We start from the raw sequence: 21,674 nt of genomic DNA on the forward strand, positions 1-21,674 counted from the left end.
AGTAAATATACTTTGTTTTAATTAATACACAAATTTTTATTTCGCTTTTTATAGTGTCTTTAATTATTTACTTTTGCTGTCAGTTATAATTACAAAAATTGAACCAAAGTTTGTTTTGGTTTAATTGTTTAACTATTAAGGTGTTTAGTTGATTTTTTAAATTTTGGTTTTAGAAAACCATTAAAAACAATTGAACGATTAAACAATTTTACGAATTACTGATTAAACAAATAAACGAATCAACGAATAAACAATCCTAATAAATGAGTATTCCAGCACAATTTGACGCTAAAACGATCGAGAATAAATGGTATGATTACTGGATGAAAAACAATTATTTTCATTCAGAACCAGATCATAGAACACCTTATACAATTGTAATTCCGCCGCCAAACGTCACAGGAGTTTTGCACATGGGACATATGTTGAATAATACAATTCAGGATGTTTTGATTCGTAGAGCACGTCTTAAAGGTTTCAATGCTTGTTGGGTTCCGGGAACGGATCACGCATCGATTGCAACCGAAGCAAAAGTTGTAGCGAAATTAAAAGCGGAAGGAATCAACAAAAATGATTTAACCCGCGAAGAATTTTTAGCGCACGCTTGGGAATGGACAGATAAATATGGCGGAGTAATTCTTGATCAGCTTAAAAAGCTTGGAGCTTCTTGCGATTGGGAAAGAACCAAATTTACGATGGATCCTGATATGTCAGCTTCTGTAATTAAATCGTTTGTTGATTTATATAACAAAGGATTGATTTATAGAGGTTACCGAATGGTAAACTGGGATCCTGAAGCAAAAACAACTCTTTCTGATGAAGAAGTTATTTATGAAGAACAACAAGGAAAATTATTTTTCCTGAAATATAAAATCGAAGGAACTGAGGAATTTTTGACCATTGCTACAACTCGTCCCGAAACTATTTTTGGAGATACGGCAATTTGTATTAATCCAAATGATGAGCGTTTTACACATTTAAAAGGTAAAAAAGCAATTGTTCCTATTTGTGGTCGCGTAATTCCGATTATCGAAGACGAATATGTAGATGTAGAATTCGGAACCGGATGTTTAAAAGTGACTCCGGCGCACGATATGAACGATAAAACGTTAGGAGAAAAGCATAATCTTGAAATCGTTGATATCTTTAATGAAGATGCTACATTAAACAGCTTCGGATTGCATTATCAAGGAAAAGATCGTTTTGTGGTTCGTACCGAAATTGCAAAAGAATTAGAAGAAATTGGAGCTTTGGCGAAGACCGAAATCCATTTGAATAAAGTTGGAACATCAGAAAGAACTAAAGCGGTAATCGAACCAAGATTATCAGATCAATGGTTCTTGAAAATGGAAGATTTAGTAAAACCGGCAATCCAATCTGTTTTGGTTGATGGAGATATTAAACTACACCCAAAACGTTTCGAGAATACATACGCGCATTGGTTAAACAATATTCGTGATTGGAATATCTCTCGCCAATTATGGTGGGGACAACAAATTCCAGCGTATTATTATGGTGATGGAAAAGAAGATTTCGTAGTTGCAGAAAACATCGAAGACGCATTAAAATTAGCACAAGAAAGAACCTCTAACAATTCACTTCAAACATCTGACTTGAAACAGGATGTTGATGCATTAGATACCTGGTTTTCATCTTGGCTTTGGCCGATGTCAGTTTTTGGTGGAATCATGGATCCGGAAAGTGCAGATTATAAATACTATTATCCAACAAACGACTTGGTTACAGGTCCGGATATTTTATTCTTCTGGGTTGCCAGAATGATTATCGCAGGTTACGAATATGCTGGAGAAAAACCATTTACAAATGTGTATTTAACAGGTTTAGTACGTGATAAACAACGTCGTAAAATGTCTAAATCATTAGGGAATTCTCCTGATCCTTTAGACTTGATCGAAAAATTTGGTGCAGACGGAGTTCGTGTAGGATTGCTTTTGAGTGCTTCTGCAGGAAACGATATTATGTTTGATGAAGAATTATGTAATCAAGGAAAAGCGTTTTCTAATAAAATATGGAATGCCTTTAAATTGATTAAAGGATGGGAAGTTTCTGAAACTATCGCACAACCGGAATCATCAAAAGTAGCAATCGAATGGTATGAAGCTAAGTTGCAGCAAACATTGGTTGATATTGAAGATAATTTTGAGAAATACAGAATTTCAGATTCATTAATGGCGATTTACAAATTGGTTTGGGATGATTTCTGTTCTTGGTTTTTAGAAATGATCAAACCAGCGTATCAACAACCAATTGATAAAGCAACGTTTGATAAAGCGATCGAAATGTTAGAAAGCAACTTGAAATTGTTACATCCTTTCATGCCTTTCTTGACAGAAGAAATTTGGCATTTAATTGCTGACAGAACGCCAGAAGAAGCATTAATTGTTTCGACTTGGCCAGAATTAAGACCTTTTAATGCAAGTTTAATTTCTGATTTCGAAAGTACAATCGAAGTAATCTCTGGAATTAGAACGATCAGAAAAGATAAAAATATTCCGTTTAAAGATGCTATCGAATTAAAAGCAATCAATAGCGAGAATATCACAACTTATTTTGATACAATCGTAACGAAATTGGGTAATATCTCAGCTTTCGAATATGTTTCAGCTAAAGTTGACGGTGCGTTATCTTTCCGTGTAAAATCAAATGAATATTTCATTCCGATTTCAGGAAACATCAACGTTAAAGAAGAAATTACAAAACTTACTGCAGAGTTAGTTTACACACAAGGTTTCTTAAAATCAGTTCAGGCAAAATTATCAAACGAGAAATTTGTTGCCGGAGCGCCAGAAAAAGTTTTGGCTAATGAAAAACAAAAAGAAGCCGATGCTTTAGCAAAAATTGCTACAATCGAGCAAAGTATTTCTGGTTTGAAATAAGAATCAGGTTTATTTTTTAAATATAAAAGCTGTCCATTTGGACAGCTTTTTTTGTTTTGTCATTTCGACTGAAAGGAGAAATCACACGCGGAAATTGGCAAAGATTGACTGCCACAAAGTTTGTCATCCCGAGGAACGAGGGATCTCCACAAGAAGCTCGACATAGATTGACGACTTTGATTGTGAAGGATGGATTGAAATCCATCCCTACAATATAATTTGTTCCTCTGGAACGCTATGACGAACAAATCTCCTGCAAAGGCACAGTTCTAAGGTTTATTCAGGATAAAGGTTTTATTATTTCGATTAAGAGAGAAATGACAAGATTGAACTGATAAAATCCGTTTTAATCTGTGTTTTTGCAAAGCGAATCTGCGTCATCCGCGTTCTATATTGTCGCCAATCTTTGTCGAGTTTCTCGCGAAGATTTCTCCTTCGTCGAAATGACAAACTAGATTAAAATGATTGACCTAGCCCTGATAGAAGTGGAAATCCTTTTGTGGCGGTCCCGAAGCTTCGGGAGCCACAAAAGATTGGAACGGATTGCTTCGCCAGTTCGCACTTTCAGGCTCGGGTGCGGGATTAGCTCCTAAAAAAGATAGGATTTTATCATAGAAATCGAAATGACAAAATAGGCGTTAATTTCTTCTTTTTAAAATCAAAAACAAAGGATAAGAAATCAACGTTATACCAACAATAATGATAAAGCTTTTAGGATCGCTAAATATAAAACCAATTAATAAAGCCAATGAAGCTATAATTGCAATAACAGTTGTCCAGGGATACCAAGCAGAGCGATAAGGTCGTGGCAAATCAGGTTCTGATTTTCTTAGTTTTATAAGGGAACAATAGGCTAATCCCCAAACGATAATCGAAGTGAAGGCAGCAAATGAAAACAGAACTTCAAATGAACCAATACAAATCAGAAATAAGCTAAATAGTGATGAAACTAAAAGTGCCACAATTGGAGTCCCGCCTTTGTTTACAGTTGTTCCTTTTTCGATAAAAAAACCATCGCGGCTTAATCCGTATAGAATTCTTGGAGGAATCATCATAAAAGCATTCAGAATACTAATCAAAGAAAAAATAGAAATTACGGTAACGATAATTGCTCCGTTTTTCCCGAAGATTATATTGGCAACATCGGCTGCAGCCAAATTTGATTTTGCAACATTTTCTACAGGCAAAACATAAAAGAAGGCAACATTTATTAAAATATAAATTGCGATTACCAGTAAAACGCCGCTATATAATGATTTTGGAATATTCTTGCCCGGATTGTCATTTTCTTCCGCAAAAAAGCAAACGCTATTCCAGCCGTTATAAGTTCCAATGATAAGTTGAAGTGATTTGAAAAATCCAAATAATAAACCAATTTGAACCGCAGTATTGTCTTTTGGAATTGGAGCCAATTTTACACCCGAATACATAAAACAAGCGACTACCAAAGCAAAAAAACAAATCACTTTTAAGAAACTGGTAATTTGCTGGATTGTGCTTCCGTTTTTTACGCCGCTTACATGTAATAAAACAAAGGCAATTAAGAGAGAAATCGCCATTTCGGTCGAATAGTTTTTAAGATCGGGAAATAAAATTATAATATATTCACTTATTACAATACAGTAAAAAGCAGGCGGAATAGCATTGGTAATATAATCAAACCAACCCGAAAGAAATCCGGCATAATTGCCAAAAGCTCTTTTGATATAATTGTAAGATCCTCCGGCTTTAGGAAGCATTGTAGCCAGTTCGGCATAAGAATTTGCACCAATTAAGACAAACAATCCGCCAAAAAGCCAAGATGCAATAATAAGCCAATAATTGTCTAACATGGACGCAATTGTTCCGGGAGTTCTTAAAATTCCAACGCCAATTGTTCCTCCAATCAAAACAGCGATATTAAAACTTAATCCGAGACTTTTTTGTAATTGGTTTTTCCTGGAATCCGACATATTTAGAATTTTTATTTTAATGAGATAGAAAGTATTTACCCGACAAAAGTACTATAATTAGAAGATTTTCTTTTGTGAAAACAAAAAACCTCATTTAGCAATAAATGAGGTTTTCTATATTGGGGTTAAAAAGCCAAAACTTCTTCTGCTTTTCAAGAATGAAAGTTGCAGAAAAAGCTTTGGTAATTTAAACTAATTCAAATATTTTTAGAATTTGTATCTTAAGCTTGTCATAACCTGACGTGGCGCAATAGGATTCACACTATAATTTTCGTGTACGGTATAATTCAATTCATTTGTAATGTTTGATAATCTACATAGAATCGAGAATTTTCTCCATTCGTAACCTAAAGAAGCATCAATAGTTGTGTATCCTTCTAATGGAATATCTCTGTCTCTAATTGTTATAATGTATTTAGGATCCGGCTTTGGATTTGCAGGAGTTGGTTTAACTTCTGTCCATAAATAATCATCGTTCCAACCTCCGGTACGATCACCTACATAATTTGCAATAGCTCCAAAAGTTAATCCTTTTAATAAACCTTCTGGCAATTTGTAGAAAAAACTCAAATTGGCTGTGTGTTTAGGAGTTCTCGCTAATATATCGCCTACTACAAGACTTCCGTTTGTTCCGGATGATTTAGAAACTTTGGTTTCATTAAAACTGTATCCGGCCATAATATTCAAACCTTCAACAGGAGTTGCAGTTACATCTATTTCGACACCTTTTCCTTTTGTAGCACCTACTAATTCTTTGAAATTGCTGTTAGCATTTTGTGTTACACCATCTGCTAAAAATTGTGCAGTTTGTGCCAGATTGTTATTTGATATTTGATAAACAGTAACGTTTGTACTCAAAAGACCTTTCCAGAAATCTTTTTTGATACCCACTTCATATTGGTCAATAATTGAAGGATCTAACGGTTTTGAATCTACTGTTGTTCCTGTATTTGGTGTAAAAGAGTTCGAATAACTTGCAAAAAGCGATAAATCAGTCGTTGGCTGAATTACTAATCCTGCTTTAGGCGAAAAAGCTCTGTTTAAAGCTTTTGCTCCGGTAACTGGAAGCGCATTTTCGTAAGCAGTTGTAATGACATTTACATTGTCCTTCTTCTCGATTACTTCTTTTGTAGTTGTAGCTTCGCCTTGTTGCCAAGACCAACGTAATCCTGCTAAAACTTTTACATATTTATTGATCGAAACCAAATCTTGAAAATAAGCTCCAAAACGTTGTGTTTCTGTACTTGTTAATTGAGTAGTTCTTGAAGGGTAAGGAATAACAGTACTCTGCGTGCTGTAATCGTAAGTATATAAGTTTATAGCTGTAGCTTCTGTTGTTAATAGGTCTGCAGGTTTTGCCGGATCATAGAATCCAAAAGTATAACTTGGAGCTAGAGAATTTTCGTAATCAACTCCCGTAAATATTTGGTGTTTAATGCTACCGGTATTAAAAGTTCCTTGTAAACTTAATTGGTCCCCAAATATTTGTTCAGCAGCGTCAGCTTTTGTTAAACCACGTTTCCAGTTTCCATTAGCCTCAACCGTACTTAATTGTGCTGTTGAAGTTTGAGTTCTGCGGTAAGATTGATAAGAAGAATTAAAATTTAATTTCCAGTTTTTATTAAAATCATGATTAAACAACATCGAAGCACTTGCAGATTTTGTATTTGCTGTTGACCAAAGTGAACCGAAAAATTCATTGCGAGGTAAGTCTAAAATGGTTTTACCAACAATTCCTGTACCAAAATCAGGAGTCCAGTCTGCGCTTAAATAATCTCCTTGTACTGTAATTTGTGTTTTATCGCTTAGTTTAAATAAGAACGAAGGGTTAACATAAATACGCTCATTTTTTACGTAATCTCTAAAACTTTCTGAATTTTCGTAAGAGGCGATAAATCTGTAAGCTATAGATTTGTTCAACGGTCCGTAAATATCTAAAGTAGGTTTGTAAAAAGAGTAACTTCCTATTTGCATGGATAGTTCACCACCTTGAGTAAATTTTGGGGTTTTGGTTACCAAGTTCATAATTCCACCTGGAGCAACGTTACCATATAATAAAGCAGAACCTCCTTTTAAGAATTCAACTTTTTCTAAAGATGAAACTTCTGGTATTGATCCGGCATTATAGCGAAAACCATTTTTGAACATATTGTTGGCAGACATATCATATCCTCTTGAGAAAAAAGATTCCTGAGCACCACCACGAGCTGATCCTACATAAACACCATTAAGGTTTTTTACTACTTCACTCAATCTGATCGCTTGTTGTTCTTCTATTATTTCGCTTCCAATGATCTGAACGCTTTGTGGCAAATCCATTACTTTGATTCCTGAACGAGCCGCTTCAATTGGTTTTTTAGGTTTGTTTGCCGTAATTAAAACCTCATTAAGGATTTCTCCCTTTTTATTTTTCACAGTATCATTTACCGTCGAACCGCTTTCTGCGTTTGTATAGTTTTGACTGTAAGACGCAAAACTTATAAAAGATAAAGCAAGTAGTAAATTATATTTCATGATGCTTATTTAGATTTAATAAAAATAATTTTTTGCAAATATAAGTTCACATTACGGGTTTAACAAAATTTTTAGAGATATTTAAGTGCTTAAACCTTGCTTAGGTCTTTCTTAAGATTGTCTTAATTGTTTGGTTTTCTAAATTAAAGGTTAACCGAAATTCGACACTACATTTTATGATTTTTGCTTTTTCTACATAAAAAAACCTTGCTCAAAAGAACAAGGTTTCAATAGATTTATTCTGTTAAGAAATAAAACAGGGTATGTTATTTTACTGAAATTAAGTAAGTTGCCATTTTCCAGATTTCGTCATATTTTTTACCATTATGTTCTCCGGCAGCTTTTTCTGTATAAGCAAATTCTACCATGTAATTCCCTGGCCAGATTGGTGAGAAAGAGATTTCTCCTTTGTCATTACTCCATAATTCTTTTTCCCAGCCATTTGGAGCGATTACTTTTATTTTTTGTTCTTTTGCTTCCTTACCTTCGTATAAAGCATTCACATTGATCTTTGTTTTTTGTTTTGCAGTTGCTACATCTTTAGAAAATACACTTATAATGTTTGAGTTTGCAGCAGCTTCATTTCCTTTTGCAGCATTACCAACTAAAACAGTTGCGCTTGAGTTGTAATCTAATTTCATAGTTCCGTACACATCTTTTACCGTGTGATGCATTACTACAGTATAAACACCGTCTTCATCTGGCGTGAAAAATGCCTGATATTTATTTTCTAAAGCTGTTGCCGTAAGTTTAGTTTCTTTTTTTGAAGGGCTGATTACAACCAAAGAAAAATCTTTTAAATCAGAAAACCATTTTGCAGAAGGTGTAATATCATTATCTGAAAATTCTCCAAAGAAAACTGAAATTTCTTGTGCTTTTCCTTTAGTTCCAGTTGCTTTAGTTTCGATCCAAAGTGCGTGTGCGAATATTGCAGGACTTGCAATCAACATTAAAAATAAAAACGTTATTGATTTTAAAGTTTTAGATTTCATAAGATGAAGTTTAAATTTTTGTAAAAATTATTATTTCTACAAACTTAAGTCTTATTTAGATTAATTAAAAATAAAACGATTTAAAGTTTGTAGAATTTTGTTTTAGTTAAGCGCAATCTTGTCATTTTGATTTCTATGATAAAACCAGATTTTTTTTTCAGGAGCTAATCCCGCTATCCGTTCCAATCTTTTGTGGCTCCCGAAGCTTCGGGACCGCCACAAAAGGATTTCCACTTCTATCGGGGCTAGGATATTCGTTTTCATAACAATATTTTCGTTTAGTTTGTCATTTCGAGCGAAGGGAGAAATCACACAAGAAACTCTTCAAAGAATGTCGCCAAACTTTGTAAATCAACGCGTGTGATTTCTCCCTTCGCTCGAAATGACAAAAATGTCTAAACTTGATTGTAATATCGCTCAGCGTAACAATCTAGAATTTATAAGTAAAACTTGCTACAACATTTCTGGGCTTTTGCGGATTTACTGTAGACCAGCCACCATTAAAATAATCTTTATTGGTAATATTGTTGATGTTTAAAGCTACTCGAAATTTATTCGAATTATAAAACGCTGAACCATTGATAACAGTATAAGCCGGTAATACAAATTTTCCGGTTACAGAACTGTCCAAAATAGCATTTTCGCTCGCATAATTTCCTCCAAAACCAAGACCGAAATTTTCTAAGAAACCTTCGTCAAATTTATAAGTAGCCCAAAGATTTACTAAGTTTTTTGGACCAGACCAGAAAGGTCTTTTTCCTTGTTCTAACCAAACATTTCCAACATCTCCTTTTGTAATTTCACTGTCATTATAACTATATCCGGCAATAATACTCAATCCTTTTATTGGAGAAGCATTCAAATCAAATTCAAAACCTTTGCTTCTTGCTTCACCGCCTTGTGCAGAAAAAAGAGGATTGCTGGTTACTAAATTGGCAACATTTATATTATAATAACTTACAGTTGCATTTAATTTATCGGAAAAAAGATTAGCTTTTACTCCAAATTCTAACTGATTCGCATGTTCAGGTTCAAAAGTTTTTGAGCCTATTAAATTTCCGTCAGGATCATAAGTCATTGCAGGAGCAACGTTTCTGAAACCATTCATATAATTGGCAAATACGGCTAATTTATCTTCGATAGGTTGGTATAATAATCCGAATTTTGGTGATAATGCAGTTTGTGTATAATCGTCGTTTTTGTTTTTGATATCACCTTTAGTATCAAAATAATCGACTCTTAAACTTGCCATTGCCAACAATTTAGAAGTAATATTCAATACATCTGAAGAATAAGCACTATACGTTGCATCTTGCGGATTGAAATTTCCTGCAGCTTCATTAGCCAGTAATTTATCAACAGAAGTCTGAGTCAGATAATAAGGATTTGAAGCGTCTAATTGTCTCACTTCGCCTTGAGCGGTAACATTATAAAGATGTCCATAGCCAGAACCTCCGTACATTACATTTCGATCAAAATAATCAAGACCTACAACAAGACGATTACGCATTGATCCGATTTTGAAATCACCAATAAAATTTTGCTGAATATCTGTCGTAACAGTTTGCGATTGTTCTTTTGTAATATATAAAGCAAAATCTTTATTTCCGTCTTCGTTATCATAGATATAAGAATAATATCCGTTTGATTTAGACGAACTTCTTGATAAAACGGTTTGCGAAGTCCATTGATCAGAAATTTTATAAGTCATTTGACCTTGCAAACTAAATCTAGGATTCTTCATTGCTAAATCATTGCTGTAAAAAGACAAATCTGTATTATAGTTTAATTCGGCTAAATTGGCATATTGCAAAGGTTTATCTCTTCCTAAAAACAACATCGATGGCGTTGTTTTTTCTTCCTGCATAAATTCAGTATTGATCAAAAACGAAAGTTTCTCGTTTACTTTATAAGATAGGGAAGGTGCAACAAAAAGAGAAGTGCGAAATCCAGCATCCTGAAAACTGTTTTCAGTTTGATAAGCTGCATTAATTCTAAAAGCTACATTATCAGCATCGTCAAGTGGAGTATTGACATCAGCAGTAACTCGGTTTAAACCAAAACTTCCGGTGATATAAGATATTTCGCCACCAAAACCGTTATAAGGTTTTTTGGTAACCGTATTAATAAGTCCGCCGTAACTCACTAAACTACTCCCGAATAAAGTTCCTGATGGACCCTTGATAACTTCAATTCGTTCCACATTTGCCGGATCCAAGCTACCATTTGTTAATCCCGGTAATCCGTTTACGATATTGGCCTGAACTTCAAAACCACGCAAAGTATAATAAGATCCTCCATCGCCGCCACGACCTGTAGATTCCCATAATTTTTGAATTCCCGGTACATTTTTCAAGGCATCTTCGTAGTTTGTAATGGCTTGTTCTTTTATTAATTCAGAAGATACAATATTATAAACTTGAGGATTTTCGACGTTTTTCAAAGGCATTTTCGAAACATAAACACTTTGTTTCGGGAAAGCTTTTTTATTATTGTTGGTAATAATTACCTCTTTTAATTGTTTGTTTGAAACCTTCAATTGTAAATTCAATGTTGTAGTTTCATTTGCAGAAACACTTACTTCCTGTTCCAGAGTTTCATAACCCGTTAAAGAAACCTGCAAAGTATAAGTGTTTGCTTTTACTCGGTTAAACTCAAAAACACCATCTTCATTGGTAATCGTTCCATACTTGGAATTTTTAAGTATAATATTTACGCCAATAGCAAGTTCGCTGTCAGAAGTTGTTACTGTTCCTTTAATTTTTCCAAAGTTTTGTTGGGCAAATGCTGTGGTTGTTACAATAAAAAACAGACCAATGACATAGGCAAGTTTTTTCATTCTTGGATTTAAATAGTTCATTTGATTAAGATGTTAGATATTATTATTTCGTTTTTTTCTTCTTATTATTTCTTCCCCACCAAATATAAAATCCAGTTACAGGAAGACTTGCGCAAATAAAACTGGCGAAAAACGCCAATATTTTCCCTGGTAATCCCAATATTCCGCCAGCGTGAATATCATAGTTTAGCGAACGGATTTTATCTCCGTTATTTCGGTCATCGTAGGTTTTCTTATCTAATAATTTTCCGGTATATTGATCAAATTGAAGCAGGATTTTATCAAAACTTCCTCCATTATCAACAAATACAAATTGTGATTGTAGAGAATCTTCGGGAATTGAAATGTTGTAGCTTTCTGCATTCGGAAAATCATTTTTTAAAGTAGCATAGATTTTATCCAGCGGATTTTGATTGTTGTTTTTCGAAACATCTGATTTTATTTCTTTCTGCGTATTCTCGATAGTCTGACCACCATTTGCAATCCATTTTACGCCATTATTAACCCATTCAAAAGACCAAACCAAACCTGTAAGCGCAATAAGCAAGGCAAGAATGGTTACATAAAATCCCAGAATATTATGCAAGTCATAATTCTTACGTTTCCATTGTGTTGTGTTTTTCCAGCGAAACCAATAACGTTGTTTTGCAGCTGCTTTATTTTTGGGCCACCAAAGTATAAGTCCCGTAATTAGGGAGATAATAAATATGATGACTGCAATACCAACAATTGGCTGACCAATGTCATTTGTCAGTAATAAACTCCAATGCAGAGAGAAAACAACCTCAAAAAACTCCGTTGTAGCATCTTCTATTTTCTGAATTTTTCCTGTAAATGGATTAATGAAAATATGATAATTGTATGCTGTCGTGTCCCAATACCAAATCGGATTTTTGTTTTCGATCGTTTTATTGGTATACAATGTTACGGTTGCATTTTTTTCATTTCGTATATTTAGCGCATTTATTGGTTTATCTTTTCCAATAGAGTCTTGCGTTATTTTCAGCAATTCAGATAGCGGCTTTTGCTCGTTTTTAGTTTCATCGGCATAATAACTATCGTGATAAACTATAGGTCTTAATTCTTCGTCAAAGACATAAATACAGCCCGTAATACCCAGAATAACTATAATTAGACCAGAGCCTAAACCTAGCCATAAATGAATTTTAAGTATGATTTTTTTAAAGGTCATTAAACGGTTTTTTATAAAAAAAAATAGATGATTTATTAAAAAAACACCTCTGGAATTGAGGTGTTTTTGATAAAATACTTTGCTTAAAATTTCAAGGTCAAGTTTACTAATACGTTTGATGGAGTCTGAGCCATTCCATAAGAATCCCAGTATTTTTTGTTGTTTAGGTTGTTGAATTTAACACCAAGTCTCCAAGTTGGCTGATCATAAAATACAGTTGCGTTATAAACGGAATAGGATGGAGCGTAGAAACTTTCGTCTTCAAATTTGTATTGTTTGTCTACATAATTACCTCCAAAACCAAGTCCGAAATCTTTTAACACGTTTTGAAATTTATAAGACAACCAAAAATTAACTACATTTTCCGGAGCTCCGCTTGCTTTGTTTCCTTCAATACTGGCATCTGATGATTTTACGATACGATTATCATTATAAGCATAACCAACCACAGCATTTAAACCTTCGATAGGATTTGCAATAAGTTCAAAATCCAGACCTTCGCTTACTTGTTTACCATCCTGAACACTAAATCCGTCAGGAGTTGTTCTAGTCGCATTATCAATTGTAATGTTGTAATAACTTAATGTCGTGCTTAATTTTTTATTGAAAGCTTCAACTTTTACACCACCTTCATATTGGTTTGCATAAACTGGTTTTAATACTAACAAGCTTCCGTCAGGCTGATTTACCGGACCTGAATTTTGAAAACCATTCATATAATTTCCAAATAAAGAAACCTGATTTTTAACCACTTCATAAACCAAACCTAATTTTGGCGATAAAGCAGTTTGGTTATATCCGGGAACATCTACAAGTTTTTTCTGAACGAAATTATCCAGACGAAGACTCAACATTGCAGATAAACGATCTGTAAAACTGATTACATCTGAGGCATAAACACTAAATATTTGTTCGTCTGAAACCGGCCATGTAAGTTGAGAAAGCGCTGCGTCAACTTGTTTTTTTCGAATAGGCTCAAAAGGTTTTGTTACATTAATAGTGTCCAGAACCGGCGTTGCGCCATAATTGAAAGTACCTTTTGAGAATCTGTAATTTGCACCCAATAATAGTTTGTGTTTGATGCTTCCGGTAGAAAATTCACCATTAATGTTTTCTTGAATATTCGTAAACTGATTAGAGATTGGTCCAAAACGAGATACACTTCTTAGAACTTCAGTTGGTGAAGTCCATTTCGTGTAATATTGATAACTGCGATCTACATTTTCGTCTATAAAAGAGTAAAGCGTAGTAGATTTCCAATTATCTGCCAATTGATATTCTGCCTGAACAAAAACTTTAGTCGATGAAGTTTTGGCATCAAGATCATCATGAAATAAACTCTTTCTGTAGTCTATTTGTAGTTCCGTTGGATTTGTAATTCCGGCAGCATACGAACGTCCGTAAGTAGGACGCGTATTATTTACGCTGAAGATTTCAGTATCAACACTTAAGGTAAGTTTATCTGTTGCTTTATAAACAAGACTTGGCGCAATCAGGAATGTTTTATTAAAACCATAATCCAAGAAGCTTTTTTCAGTATTTAGAGAAGTGTTTAATCTAAACAATACTTTATTATCCTGAGTTAACGGAGTATTGATATCAAGTGCAAGTCGGTTTAAACCGAAACTTCCTCCAGTATAAGAAACCTCTGTTTTTTTACCTTCAAAAGGTTTTTTGGTAACAAGATTTACTACACCTCCAAAAGACGATACAGACGACCCGAATAAAGTTCCCGAAGGCCCTTTAAGAACCTCAATTCGCTCTGCATTATCAATAGAAATAGAGCTTCGACCTGTCATGTTTTCCATTCCGTTTCTGGCATTAACTCCCGTACTAAATCCTCTGAAAGAAATTTCAAGTCCTCCCGAAGGATAAATTTTGGTAGTTACACCAGGTGCATTTACAACTGCGCTTCTAATGTCTACCGAAATTTGTTCCTGCAAAAGTTCTTTTTGAATCACGCTATAAACCTGAGGATTTTCAAGATTTTTCAGTGGCATTCTGGCAACGTAATCTGTTTTTTTAGATAAGATGCTTTTTTTGCCATTCACTACAACTTCGTGTAATTCTTTGTTCGAAACCTTCAATTGTAAGTTAACAGTTGACGTTTCTGTTTCTGCAACAATAACTACTTGTTCTGTAGTTTCGTAACCCGTTAAAGATATTTGTAAAGTATAAGTATTCGCTCGCACTCTGTTCAATTCAAAACTACCATCGTCATTGGTAGTCGTGCCATATTTTGAAGATTTAAGAATCACATTTACACCAGCAGCAGCGTCGCCGTCAGAAGTTGTGATTGTTCCTTTTATTTTTCCAAAGTTTTGTTGCGCAAAAGAGCTGAAAACAGTGAATAGAAAACTGATTGTAAATAGAAAACGATAGGTTTTCGCAGTAGAATATTTCATTTTTATTAAAGTTGGTTAAGATTTGTTTTTATTTAGAATGAATAAAAACAGTTCAAATGTAAAAATTAATATTTCCTTAACAAATATTAATTGACTTGATTTGATGTATTTTTTGTTATATTTTGGTAAACTTTTTTCAAAAAGTTGCGAAAAAACAGGAAATTGACTTAAATTTCTGACTTTTGTTAAATATTCCGAAAAGGGTAGACGTTACACTTCAAAAGGCTTAATTTTGCATTTTAAATGAAATTCTCCTCATGATTTTACCTTTTTTGAAGAAACTACAGAATTCGCCAAAAGGATTCCGTTTAGCCAATACTGTGTTTTTTTTCCTTTCCGGATTTGGATATTCTTCTTGGGTTTCCCGAATTCCGCATATAAAAGCGCAGTTGCATTTATCAGAAGCTCAATTTGGAACCGTTTTATTTGCTTTTCCAATTGGTTTAATGCTTACAATGCCTTTTACAGGAAAATTATTGAATAAATATAGTAGCCGTTATATCATGTTGTTGGGAGCAATTATGTTTAATATTGTACTCTCCTTGCCAGGTTTGGCCGCTTTTGTATGGCAGTTGGTTATTATACTTTTAATCTTTGGAGCTTCTCGTAATATTTTTAATTTGTCGATTAATGCACAATCTCTTGAAGTTCAAAAATTGTATCCACAATCGATCATAACCCGTTTTCACGCCGTTTGGAGTATTGCCGTTTTTGCAGGCGCAGGTTTAGGTTATGTAATGGTATCAAAACATATTGCGCCGTCGCATCATTTATTGGGTGTAAGTATTTTTATGATGGGACTTACCGCTTGTTTTTATCCGTTGAGTATTCATAATGAGCCTGTACCGGTTAAAAAGAAGTTTTTTTCGATGCCGGAAAAAAATCTGATTAAGTTCGCGATCATTTGTTTTGTTTCGATGGCTTGCGAAAATACGATGTACGATTGGAGCGGTATTTACTTTGAAAATATATTGCATGCTTCGCCAAAGTTAACTAGTGCAGCATTTGTATTTTTTGCAACAGCAGTAACTTTAGGACGTTTATTTGGAGATTATGGAGTAATGAAATTTGGAACAAAACGAATCCTGCTTTACAGCGGAATTTTGATCACGGTAGGATTTTTAATTTGCTTTTTATTCCCTTTTATTTATCCAACTTTTTTCGGCTATATCTTAATCGGAGTTGGAGTTTCTTGCGTTGTTCCGTTAGTATTTAGCATCGCCGGAAGATCTTCAAAATTAAGCAGCGGTTCTGCATTAACTTCTATATCTACAATTGGTTATCTTGGGTTTTTATTGGTTCCGCCAATGGTTGGTTTTATCTCTGAATATTTAAGTATGAAGTGGGCATTTCTAGTAATGGCACTTTTAGGGATATTGATGATTTTCATGGTGAATAAAATCGGGGAGAAGGAGTAGGTTTTTTTGGAAGGTGCTGAGGCGCTTAGTTGCTGAGGTTCTAAGGTTTTTGTAGACTATTTTCTATACGGGATGAATTTGTTTTTTAGAAATTTAATTTTTGAAACCAATCATTTGTATTAAACAAAATCCTATTATTAAAATTCCAATTCCTAAAAGAATTTTAGTATATTTTTTATCAGTTAGATCTCCCGATCGACCTTCAAAATAACTTTTAAATCGAAACATTTTACCTTTTCCTGTTTCATAAGGGATAAATTCTCTATTGTTTTTCTTCCAAAATATTATTCTAATTACATGATATAGAATAAAAGTTGATATTGGAATTAATGATAAAGAATAACTATCGATTAATAAAATCAGAGAAAGTATTAACCAGATAATTGAAAAATAGATGTTTCTAAATCTTAATCCAAAAGGTGAAGAAATTGTTTGAAAGCCAACTATAAAAGATATTATTAATGACGTAGCAAATTTGCTTTCTGGAATATATTTGTTCGCAAATAAATAATACGTAACTCCCATTATATAAGCAGTTAAATATAAATAATCTGAAATTATGAATTTTCTAATTTCTAATTTTCCAAATGTAAATTTTCTATTTGATTGATTCATTTTAATGCTTAGAGTTTTTTTAATTCTCTATTTCTTTAAGATATTCTTTCCAATTTTGTTTATCAATAATATAGGAATATTGATAACTTGATTCAAAGATTCTTACTTTATCTTTAAATTCTAAAGTATCAACATAAAAGAGATCAAGTGTGTCTTTTTGATTTAAAAAATGAATAGAATAAGTACTTATTGGGCAGCAGCAATAACCTGTTTTTTCAGCCTTCATAAAAATATTTTCGAAATCTTCTAACTGTTGTCTTTTTTTGATTTTAAATTCTTTAGTTGGAATAAGAGATTCAAGACTTCCAGATCTATTATGTGTTATAGTCGAATCGTAAACTTTAATAACTATTTCAGAGCTATTAGATAATGTAGTATTAAATGAAAAATTGTCAAAAATATTCTCGACTACATATTGAGTTTTATTGCTACAACTGAATATAAAGATCGAAATAAGAATAAAAAGGAAGCTCTTTCTCATTGGTTACTTATTATAGAATTATGAATTCCTTGTTGACTGGACTAAAGTCCAGCTCTACAAAATTTTCCGAACCTTTGGTTCTTTATTATTGTTTTTGGAATTCCTTCGTTCTCTATTTTCAGTATCTAGATCCAAGGATTTTAAAAAATCTTTGAAGGATTTTTTTACTGGCAATTATTCAAATAAAGCTCTTTTCCATTAACCTGGCCCAAATCCGAAATTTGTTTCCATACTTTGCAAGCATTTTCTTTATCTCCTAATCCAACATATGAGGCTGCCTTATTGTAAAGTGCATCGATATTTCTAGGGTCTGCTTCGAATGATTTTCCAAGGAAATCAGCAGCGCTTAAAAACTTCTTTTCTTGAAATAATTGAATTGCTTTCTTGAAATAATTTGAACCTTCTGCCATTTTAGGAAGTGTTATTCCGTACTTATTATCAAATCTATTTACATCATTTGTAAAGAAAAGTATATTAGTTGCTCTACCAATTTTTTTTACTTCAAAAGCAAACGGTAATTCAACAGATTCATATGCCATAAAATCTTTTAAATCCCAGTCTTCAAAAGAATTATTGAAATAGTTGCTTATTCTTTTTAGTTGTATTGAGTCCTTTCTTGTAGAATTAGTGATTTCTGTTTTTACTTTTTTCTCTTTTGGAAAAATGATAATCCTTCCACTTAAACGAAGATTGTAATAAGAACTATGCTCATTAAAATCCTCATTCAGCAGTTTCATAAAAGACTCTTTGATTTTAGGAGTAAAGTTTGATGAAGCTACTATATGAGTTTGATTTTTGTATTTTTCTTTATAGTAAGCAATCATGGTTTCTTCCCTTACAAGATATAATCTTTTTAATTTTTCATCAGGAGTATCATTAATTTTTTCGCATAAAGTTAGCGAGTCAGCAGTAAAACGTTCTACTATATATCCTGAATATTGAGATGTTTGAATTACATTGTCTATTAGTTTATAATCCAGAAGGCATTTTGATAAATTTTCTTTGTAATCAAGTTGACTGAATAAACTCATATTCATGCAAAACTTATTTGTACCAATAACAAATCTTGTATTAATTGAATCTATTGGAAATCCAGTGTAAAGCCTGCTTCCATCTTTCATTTCAGTTTTAAAATTTATCCAATTCCCTTCTATGTTAGATATGGTAGTTTGAGCTAGGTTTATATTAAAAAAAAGGAGAGATGTAAAAAGAAGTATGTATTTCATGAATAAGGAATAATGTATTTAAAAGAAAGATGCTATAAATTAATTAGATCTGCGATTAAGTTATTTCTTAGTCATAACAAACTTCTCAGAACTCACTTTTCCTTGCAAGTTCCCTGAAATCTCAGCTGTCAAAGTATTATCAGCGCCTTTTGTATAAGTAATTTTTTGAGGATAATCGTGTTTTGGATTTTCGAAAACCAACTGTTTATCAGATTCAGCAGTTGAAGGAAACGCAACAGGTTTATCATCATTTTGACCTTTTACAGTGGCAAAATAAGTTAGAGTTTCGCCTTTTTGAGCCAAAACAATGTTTTCTAAATGCAAAGTGTCTTTTCCTTTTATGAAGTATGATGCGGCGCTAAAAGTACTGTCGTTTAGTTTTATCCAGTTTTCAGTCAGAACGCCGTCCGGAGATTTGTTTTCCCAGTTTCCGATAAGCCAATCTGCAATTTTGATTTTATCTTTTTCAACAGATTCCTTTTTTTGACAAGAAACAACAGCTGCTAAAAGCACTAAAAGAGTAATTTTTTGAAACATATATTTTGATTTTTTGGTGTTAGATTGAAAGGCTAATTTATGAAAAATAGGATTATGAATTGTAAGATGTAAATTGTAAAATGTGAGATGGAAAAATAAACGTAATTCTTAAACTTTTTACATCTAACCTTTAACTTTTCACTTCGCAAAGAATCGAATAAACCAATTCTTTAGTTGGTTTTTGATCTTTTAGTTTGGCTCTTACATCATCAAAAGTTACTTTAAAATCGCAACCTAGTTTATAATCGCCACAACCATAAGCAGTATTCCCTTTCATGATTGTTCCTTTTTTACATTTCGGACAAGTTAATGCTTCAGAATCGGTTGTTGCAGCAGGTTTTGCTTTTGCCTTTGGAGCCGTTTTCTTGGTCTCTAATTTAAGTTTGTAATTTTCTTCAAAACGAATCAAACCTTCAACAGTTTCTCCATCAGTTTTAAAACCTTTTATATTTACTGTCGATCCTTTTTGAACCAATCTTAAATATTGGCTTTCGGTTATTTTTTTCTCTGCAAAAGTATAAGGCAATAAAAAATCACAACCAGCTTTGTAATTACCACATCCGTAAGCCGATTTTCCTTTTATCAAGGTTGCTTTTTGACATTTCGGACAAGTTTCTGCCAAAATTCCTGCCGCTTTCTTTTTGTCGACTTTTACAACTTCTTTTTGCGTTGCGGTTGCGTGCGAAATATTAGCGTGTCTGGTTTCGCTTCGTACTTCGGTAACCAAAGCTTCGACCATTCGCTTCATGTTTTTAATAAAAGCTCCGGCAGTATAAGTTCCTTTTTCGATATCTTTCAATTGTTTCTCCCAAGAACCCGTAAGTTCAGCCGATTTAATCAATTCATTCTGAATCGTATCTATAAGCTGAATTCCTGTAGGCGTTGGTAAAACTTGCTTTTTATTTCGAACAATATATTGACGCTTAAAAAGAGTTTCGATAATATTCGCTCGCGTTGACGGACGACCAATACCGTTTTCTTTCATCAATTCTCGTAAATCTTCGTCATCGACTTGTTTACCCGCGGTTTCCATCGCACGAAGTAAAGTTGCCTCCGTAAACTGATTGGGTGGTTTGGTTTCTTTTTCTAAAAATGAAGGTTCATGCGGACCTTTTTCTCCCACTACAAAATTGGGTAATAAATCGGCCTCTTTTTCTTTGGCATTCGGATCTTCAAACACAACACGAAAACCTTTTTTTAAGATCACTTTTCCAGTTGTTTTGAACATTACATCAGCTGCTTTTCCAATTACAGTTGTATTGGCAACCAAACAATCGTCATAAAAAACGGCAATAAAACGTCTTGTAATAATGTCATATACTTGTTGCTGATTGTATTGCAAATTACTTTCTATTCCGGTTGGAATAATCGCGTGGTGATCCGTAACTTTTTTATCGTTGAAAACCTTAGGCGATTTTTTTATTTTTTTTCCTAAAAGAGGTTGCGTTAATTCGGCATATTTGGAAAGCTTTTGCAGAATTCCAGGTACTTTTGGGTAAATGTCATTTGGTAAGAAAGTTGTATCAACTCTGGGATATGTCACTACTTTTTGTTCGTACAAAGTTTGTACAATTTTAAGTGTTTCATCTGCCGAAAATCCAAATTTGGTATTGCAATAAACCTGTAAACCTGTTAAATCAAATAGTTTAGGCGCATATTCGTTTCCGTTCTTTTTATCGACAGAAACAATTTCGAACTCGCTTTCTTTGACTTTATTGGCGAGAAGTTCTCCATCTTCTTTTTTCAGAAAACGACCTTCTTCATAGCTGAAAAGAGTTTCTCTGTATAAAGTTTGTAATTCCCAATAAGGCTGCGGTTTAAAGTTTTCGATTTCTTTCCAGCGATCAACAACCATTGCCAATGTTGGCGTTTGCACGCGCCCAATAGACAAAACTTGTTTGTAACCGCCATGTTTTACGGTATACAAACGTGTGGCATTCATACCTAATAACCAGTCGCCAATGGCTCTTGAAAATCCGGCGTAGAATAAATTATCGTAGTTTTCAGAAGGTTTTAAGTTTTCGAAACCTTCTTTTATCGCTTCAGTTGTTAAGGACGAAATCCATAAACGTTGTACTTCACCTTTGTAATGCGCTTCGTTCATAACCCAACGCTGAATCAATTCTCCTTCTTGCCCGGCATCCCCGCAGTTTATGACTACTTCGGCTTTGTCGAATAAGCTTTTTACAATTTTAAATTGCTTTTGGATTCCTGAGTTCTCAACTACTTTGGTTTCGAATTTCTCCGGAAGCATGGGTAAGTTGTTCAAATCCCAGCTTTTCCAGTGTGGTTTATAATCGTTAGGTTCTTTTAAAGTACATAAATGACCAAAAGTATAGGTCACAGCGTAACCATTGCCTTCGTAATATCCATCGTGTTTGGTATTGGCACCCAAAACGGATGCGATTTCACGTGCTACACTTGGTTTCTCAGCAATACATACCTTCATTTTTCTCCTTCTAATTTAAAGGCGAAATTAAGGATTTTTTATAAGAAAGGAGCAAAGGTTCTTAGGAACAAAGGAACAAAGGTTCTTTTTTATCTCGCAATCCCAAAGCTTCAGTAGCAAAGTTTTTTTGTTTCACACAGATTTTTAAAAGATTACA

General features: G+C 33.6%; 13 protein-coding genes. 2 read left to right on the top strand and 11 right to left on the bottom strand.

Annotation, left to right across the window (positions count from 1 at the left end; translation table 11 throughout):
• The first annotated feature begins 263 nt into the window (after positions 1–263).
• On the top strand, positions 264–2,897 hold the full coding sequence (locus CLU81_RS19835) for a valine--tRNA ligase (RefSeq protein ID WP_099711375.1): 2,634 nt from the start codon (positions 264–266) through the stop codon (positions 2,895–2,897).
• A gap of 638 nt (positions 2,898–3,535) precedes the next feature.
• Here CLU81_RS19835 and CLU81_RS19840 read toward each other — a convergent pair.
• The 6 genes from CLU81_RS19840 to CLU81_RS19865 all read right to left on the bottom strand — a co-directional run bounded on the left by CLU81_RS19840 (position 3,536) and on the right by CLU81_RS19865 (position 14,791).
• The gene (locus tag CLU81_RS19840) at positions 3,536–4,849 is read right to left on the bottom strand and encodes an APC family permease (protein ID WP_099711376.1); all 1,314 of its coding nucleotides are present in this window, start codon (positions 4,847–4,849) and stop codon (positions 3,536–3,538) included.
• A gap of 207 nt (positions 4,850–5,056) precedes the next feature.
• Positions 5,057–7,363: a TonB-dependent siderophore receptor gene (locus CLU81_RS19845; protein ID WP_099711377.1), complete on the bottom strand. Its 2,307-nt coding sequence runs from the start codon at positions 7,361–7,363 to the stop codon at positions 5,057–5,059.
• 266 nt (positions 7,364–7,629) lie between these two features.
• Entirely contained in the window at positions 7,630–8,355 is a 726-nt protein-coding gene (locus CLU81_RS19850; protein ID WP_099711378.1) for a DUF4198 domain-containing protein, read from the bottom strand.
• A 430-nt stretch (positions 8,356–8,785) separates the two neighbouring features.
• Positions 8,786–11,215: a TonB-dependent receptor gene (locus CLU81_RS19855; RefSeq protein WP_099711379.1), complete on the bottom strand. Its 2,430-nt coding sequence runs from the start codon at positions 11,213–11,215 to the stop codon at positions 8,786–8,788.
• A 22-nt stretch (positions 11,216–11,237) separates the two neighbouring features.
• Positions 11,238–12,386, bottom strand: coding sequence for a PepSY domain-containing protein (locus CLU81_RS19860; RefSeq protein WP_099711380.1), 1,149 nt, complete (start codon positions 12,384–12,386; stop codon positions 11,238–11,240).
• An 83-nt stretch (positions 12,387–12,469) separates the two neighbouring features.
• Positions 12,470–14,791 (bottom strand): TonB-dependent receptor, encoded by a 2,322-nt coding sequence (locus tag CLU81_RS19865; RefSeq protein WP_099711381.1) that lies wholly within the window; start codon positions 14,789–14,791, stop codon positions 12,470–12,472.
• A 257-nt stretch (positions 14,792–15,048) separates the two neighbouring features.
• Here CLU81_RS19865 and CLU81_RS19870 point away from each other — a divergent pair, with 257 nt between their 5' ends.
• Positions 15,049–16,209, top strand: coding sequence for an MFS transporter (locus tag CLU81_RS19870; protein WP_099711382.1), 1,161 nt, complete (start codon positions 15,049–15,051; stop codon positions 16,207–16,209).
• Between the two features lie 93 nt (positions 16,210–16,302).
• On the opposite strand, the gene CLU81_RS19875 is transcribed toward CLU81_RS19870, so the two are convergent.
• The 5 genes from CLU81_RS19875 to CLU81_RS19895 form a co-directional block, all read right to left on the bottom strand.
• Positions 16,303–16,824 (bottom strand): hypothetical protein, encoded by a 522-nt coding sequence (locus CLU81_RS19875; RefSeq protein ID WP_099711383.1) that lies wholly within the window; start codon positions 16,822–16,824, stop codon positions 16,303–16,305.
• A 19-nt stretch (positions 16,825–16,843) separates the two neighbouring features.
• Positions 16,844–17,305: a hypothetical protein gene (locus tag CLU81_RS19880; RefSeq protein ID WP_099711384.1), complete on the bottom strand. Its 462-nt coding sequence runs from the start codon at positions 17,303–17,305 to the stop codon at positions 16,844–16,846.
• Positions 17,306–17,469: 164 nt separating this feature from the next.
• Complete coding sequence (locus CLU81_RS19885; protein ID WP_099711385.1) at positions 17,470–18,426, bottom strand: hypothetical protein; 957 nt, start codon at positions 18,424–18,426, stop codon at positions 17,470–17,472.
• A gap of 165 nt (positions 18,427–18,591) precedes the next feature.
• A complete protein-coding gene (locus CLU81_RS19890) occupies positions 18,592–19,068 on the bottom strand; it encodes a DUF6265 family protein (protein WP_099711386.1) in 477 nt (158 codons plus the stop codon).
• A 130-nt stretch (positions 19,069–19,198) separates the two neighbouring features.
• The gene (locus CLU81_RS19895) at positions 19,199–21,517 is read right to left on the bottom strand and encodes a type IA DNA topoisomerase (RefSeq protein WP_099711387.1); all 2,319 of its coding nucleotides are present in this window, start codon (positions 21,515–21,517) and stop codon (positions 19,199–19,201) included.
• Positions 21,518–21,674 lie beyond the last annotated feature (157 nt).

The organism is Flavobacterium sp. 9 (assembly GCF_002754195.1).
Lineage (GTDB): Bacteria > Bacteroidota > Bacteroidia > Flavobacteriales > Flavobacteriaceae > Flavobacterium.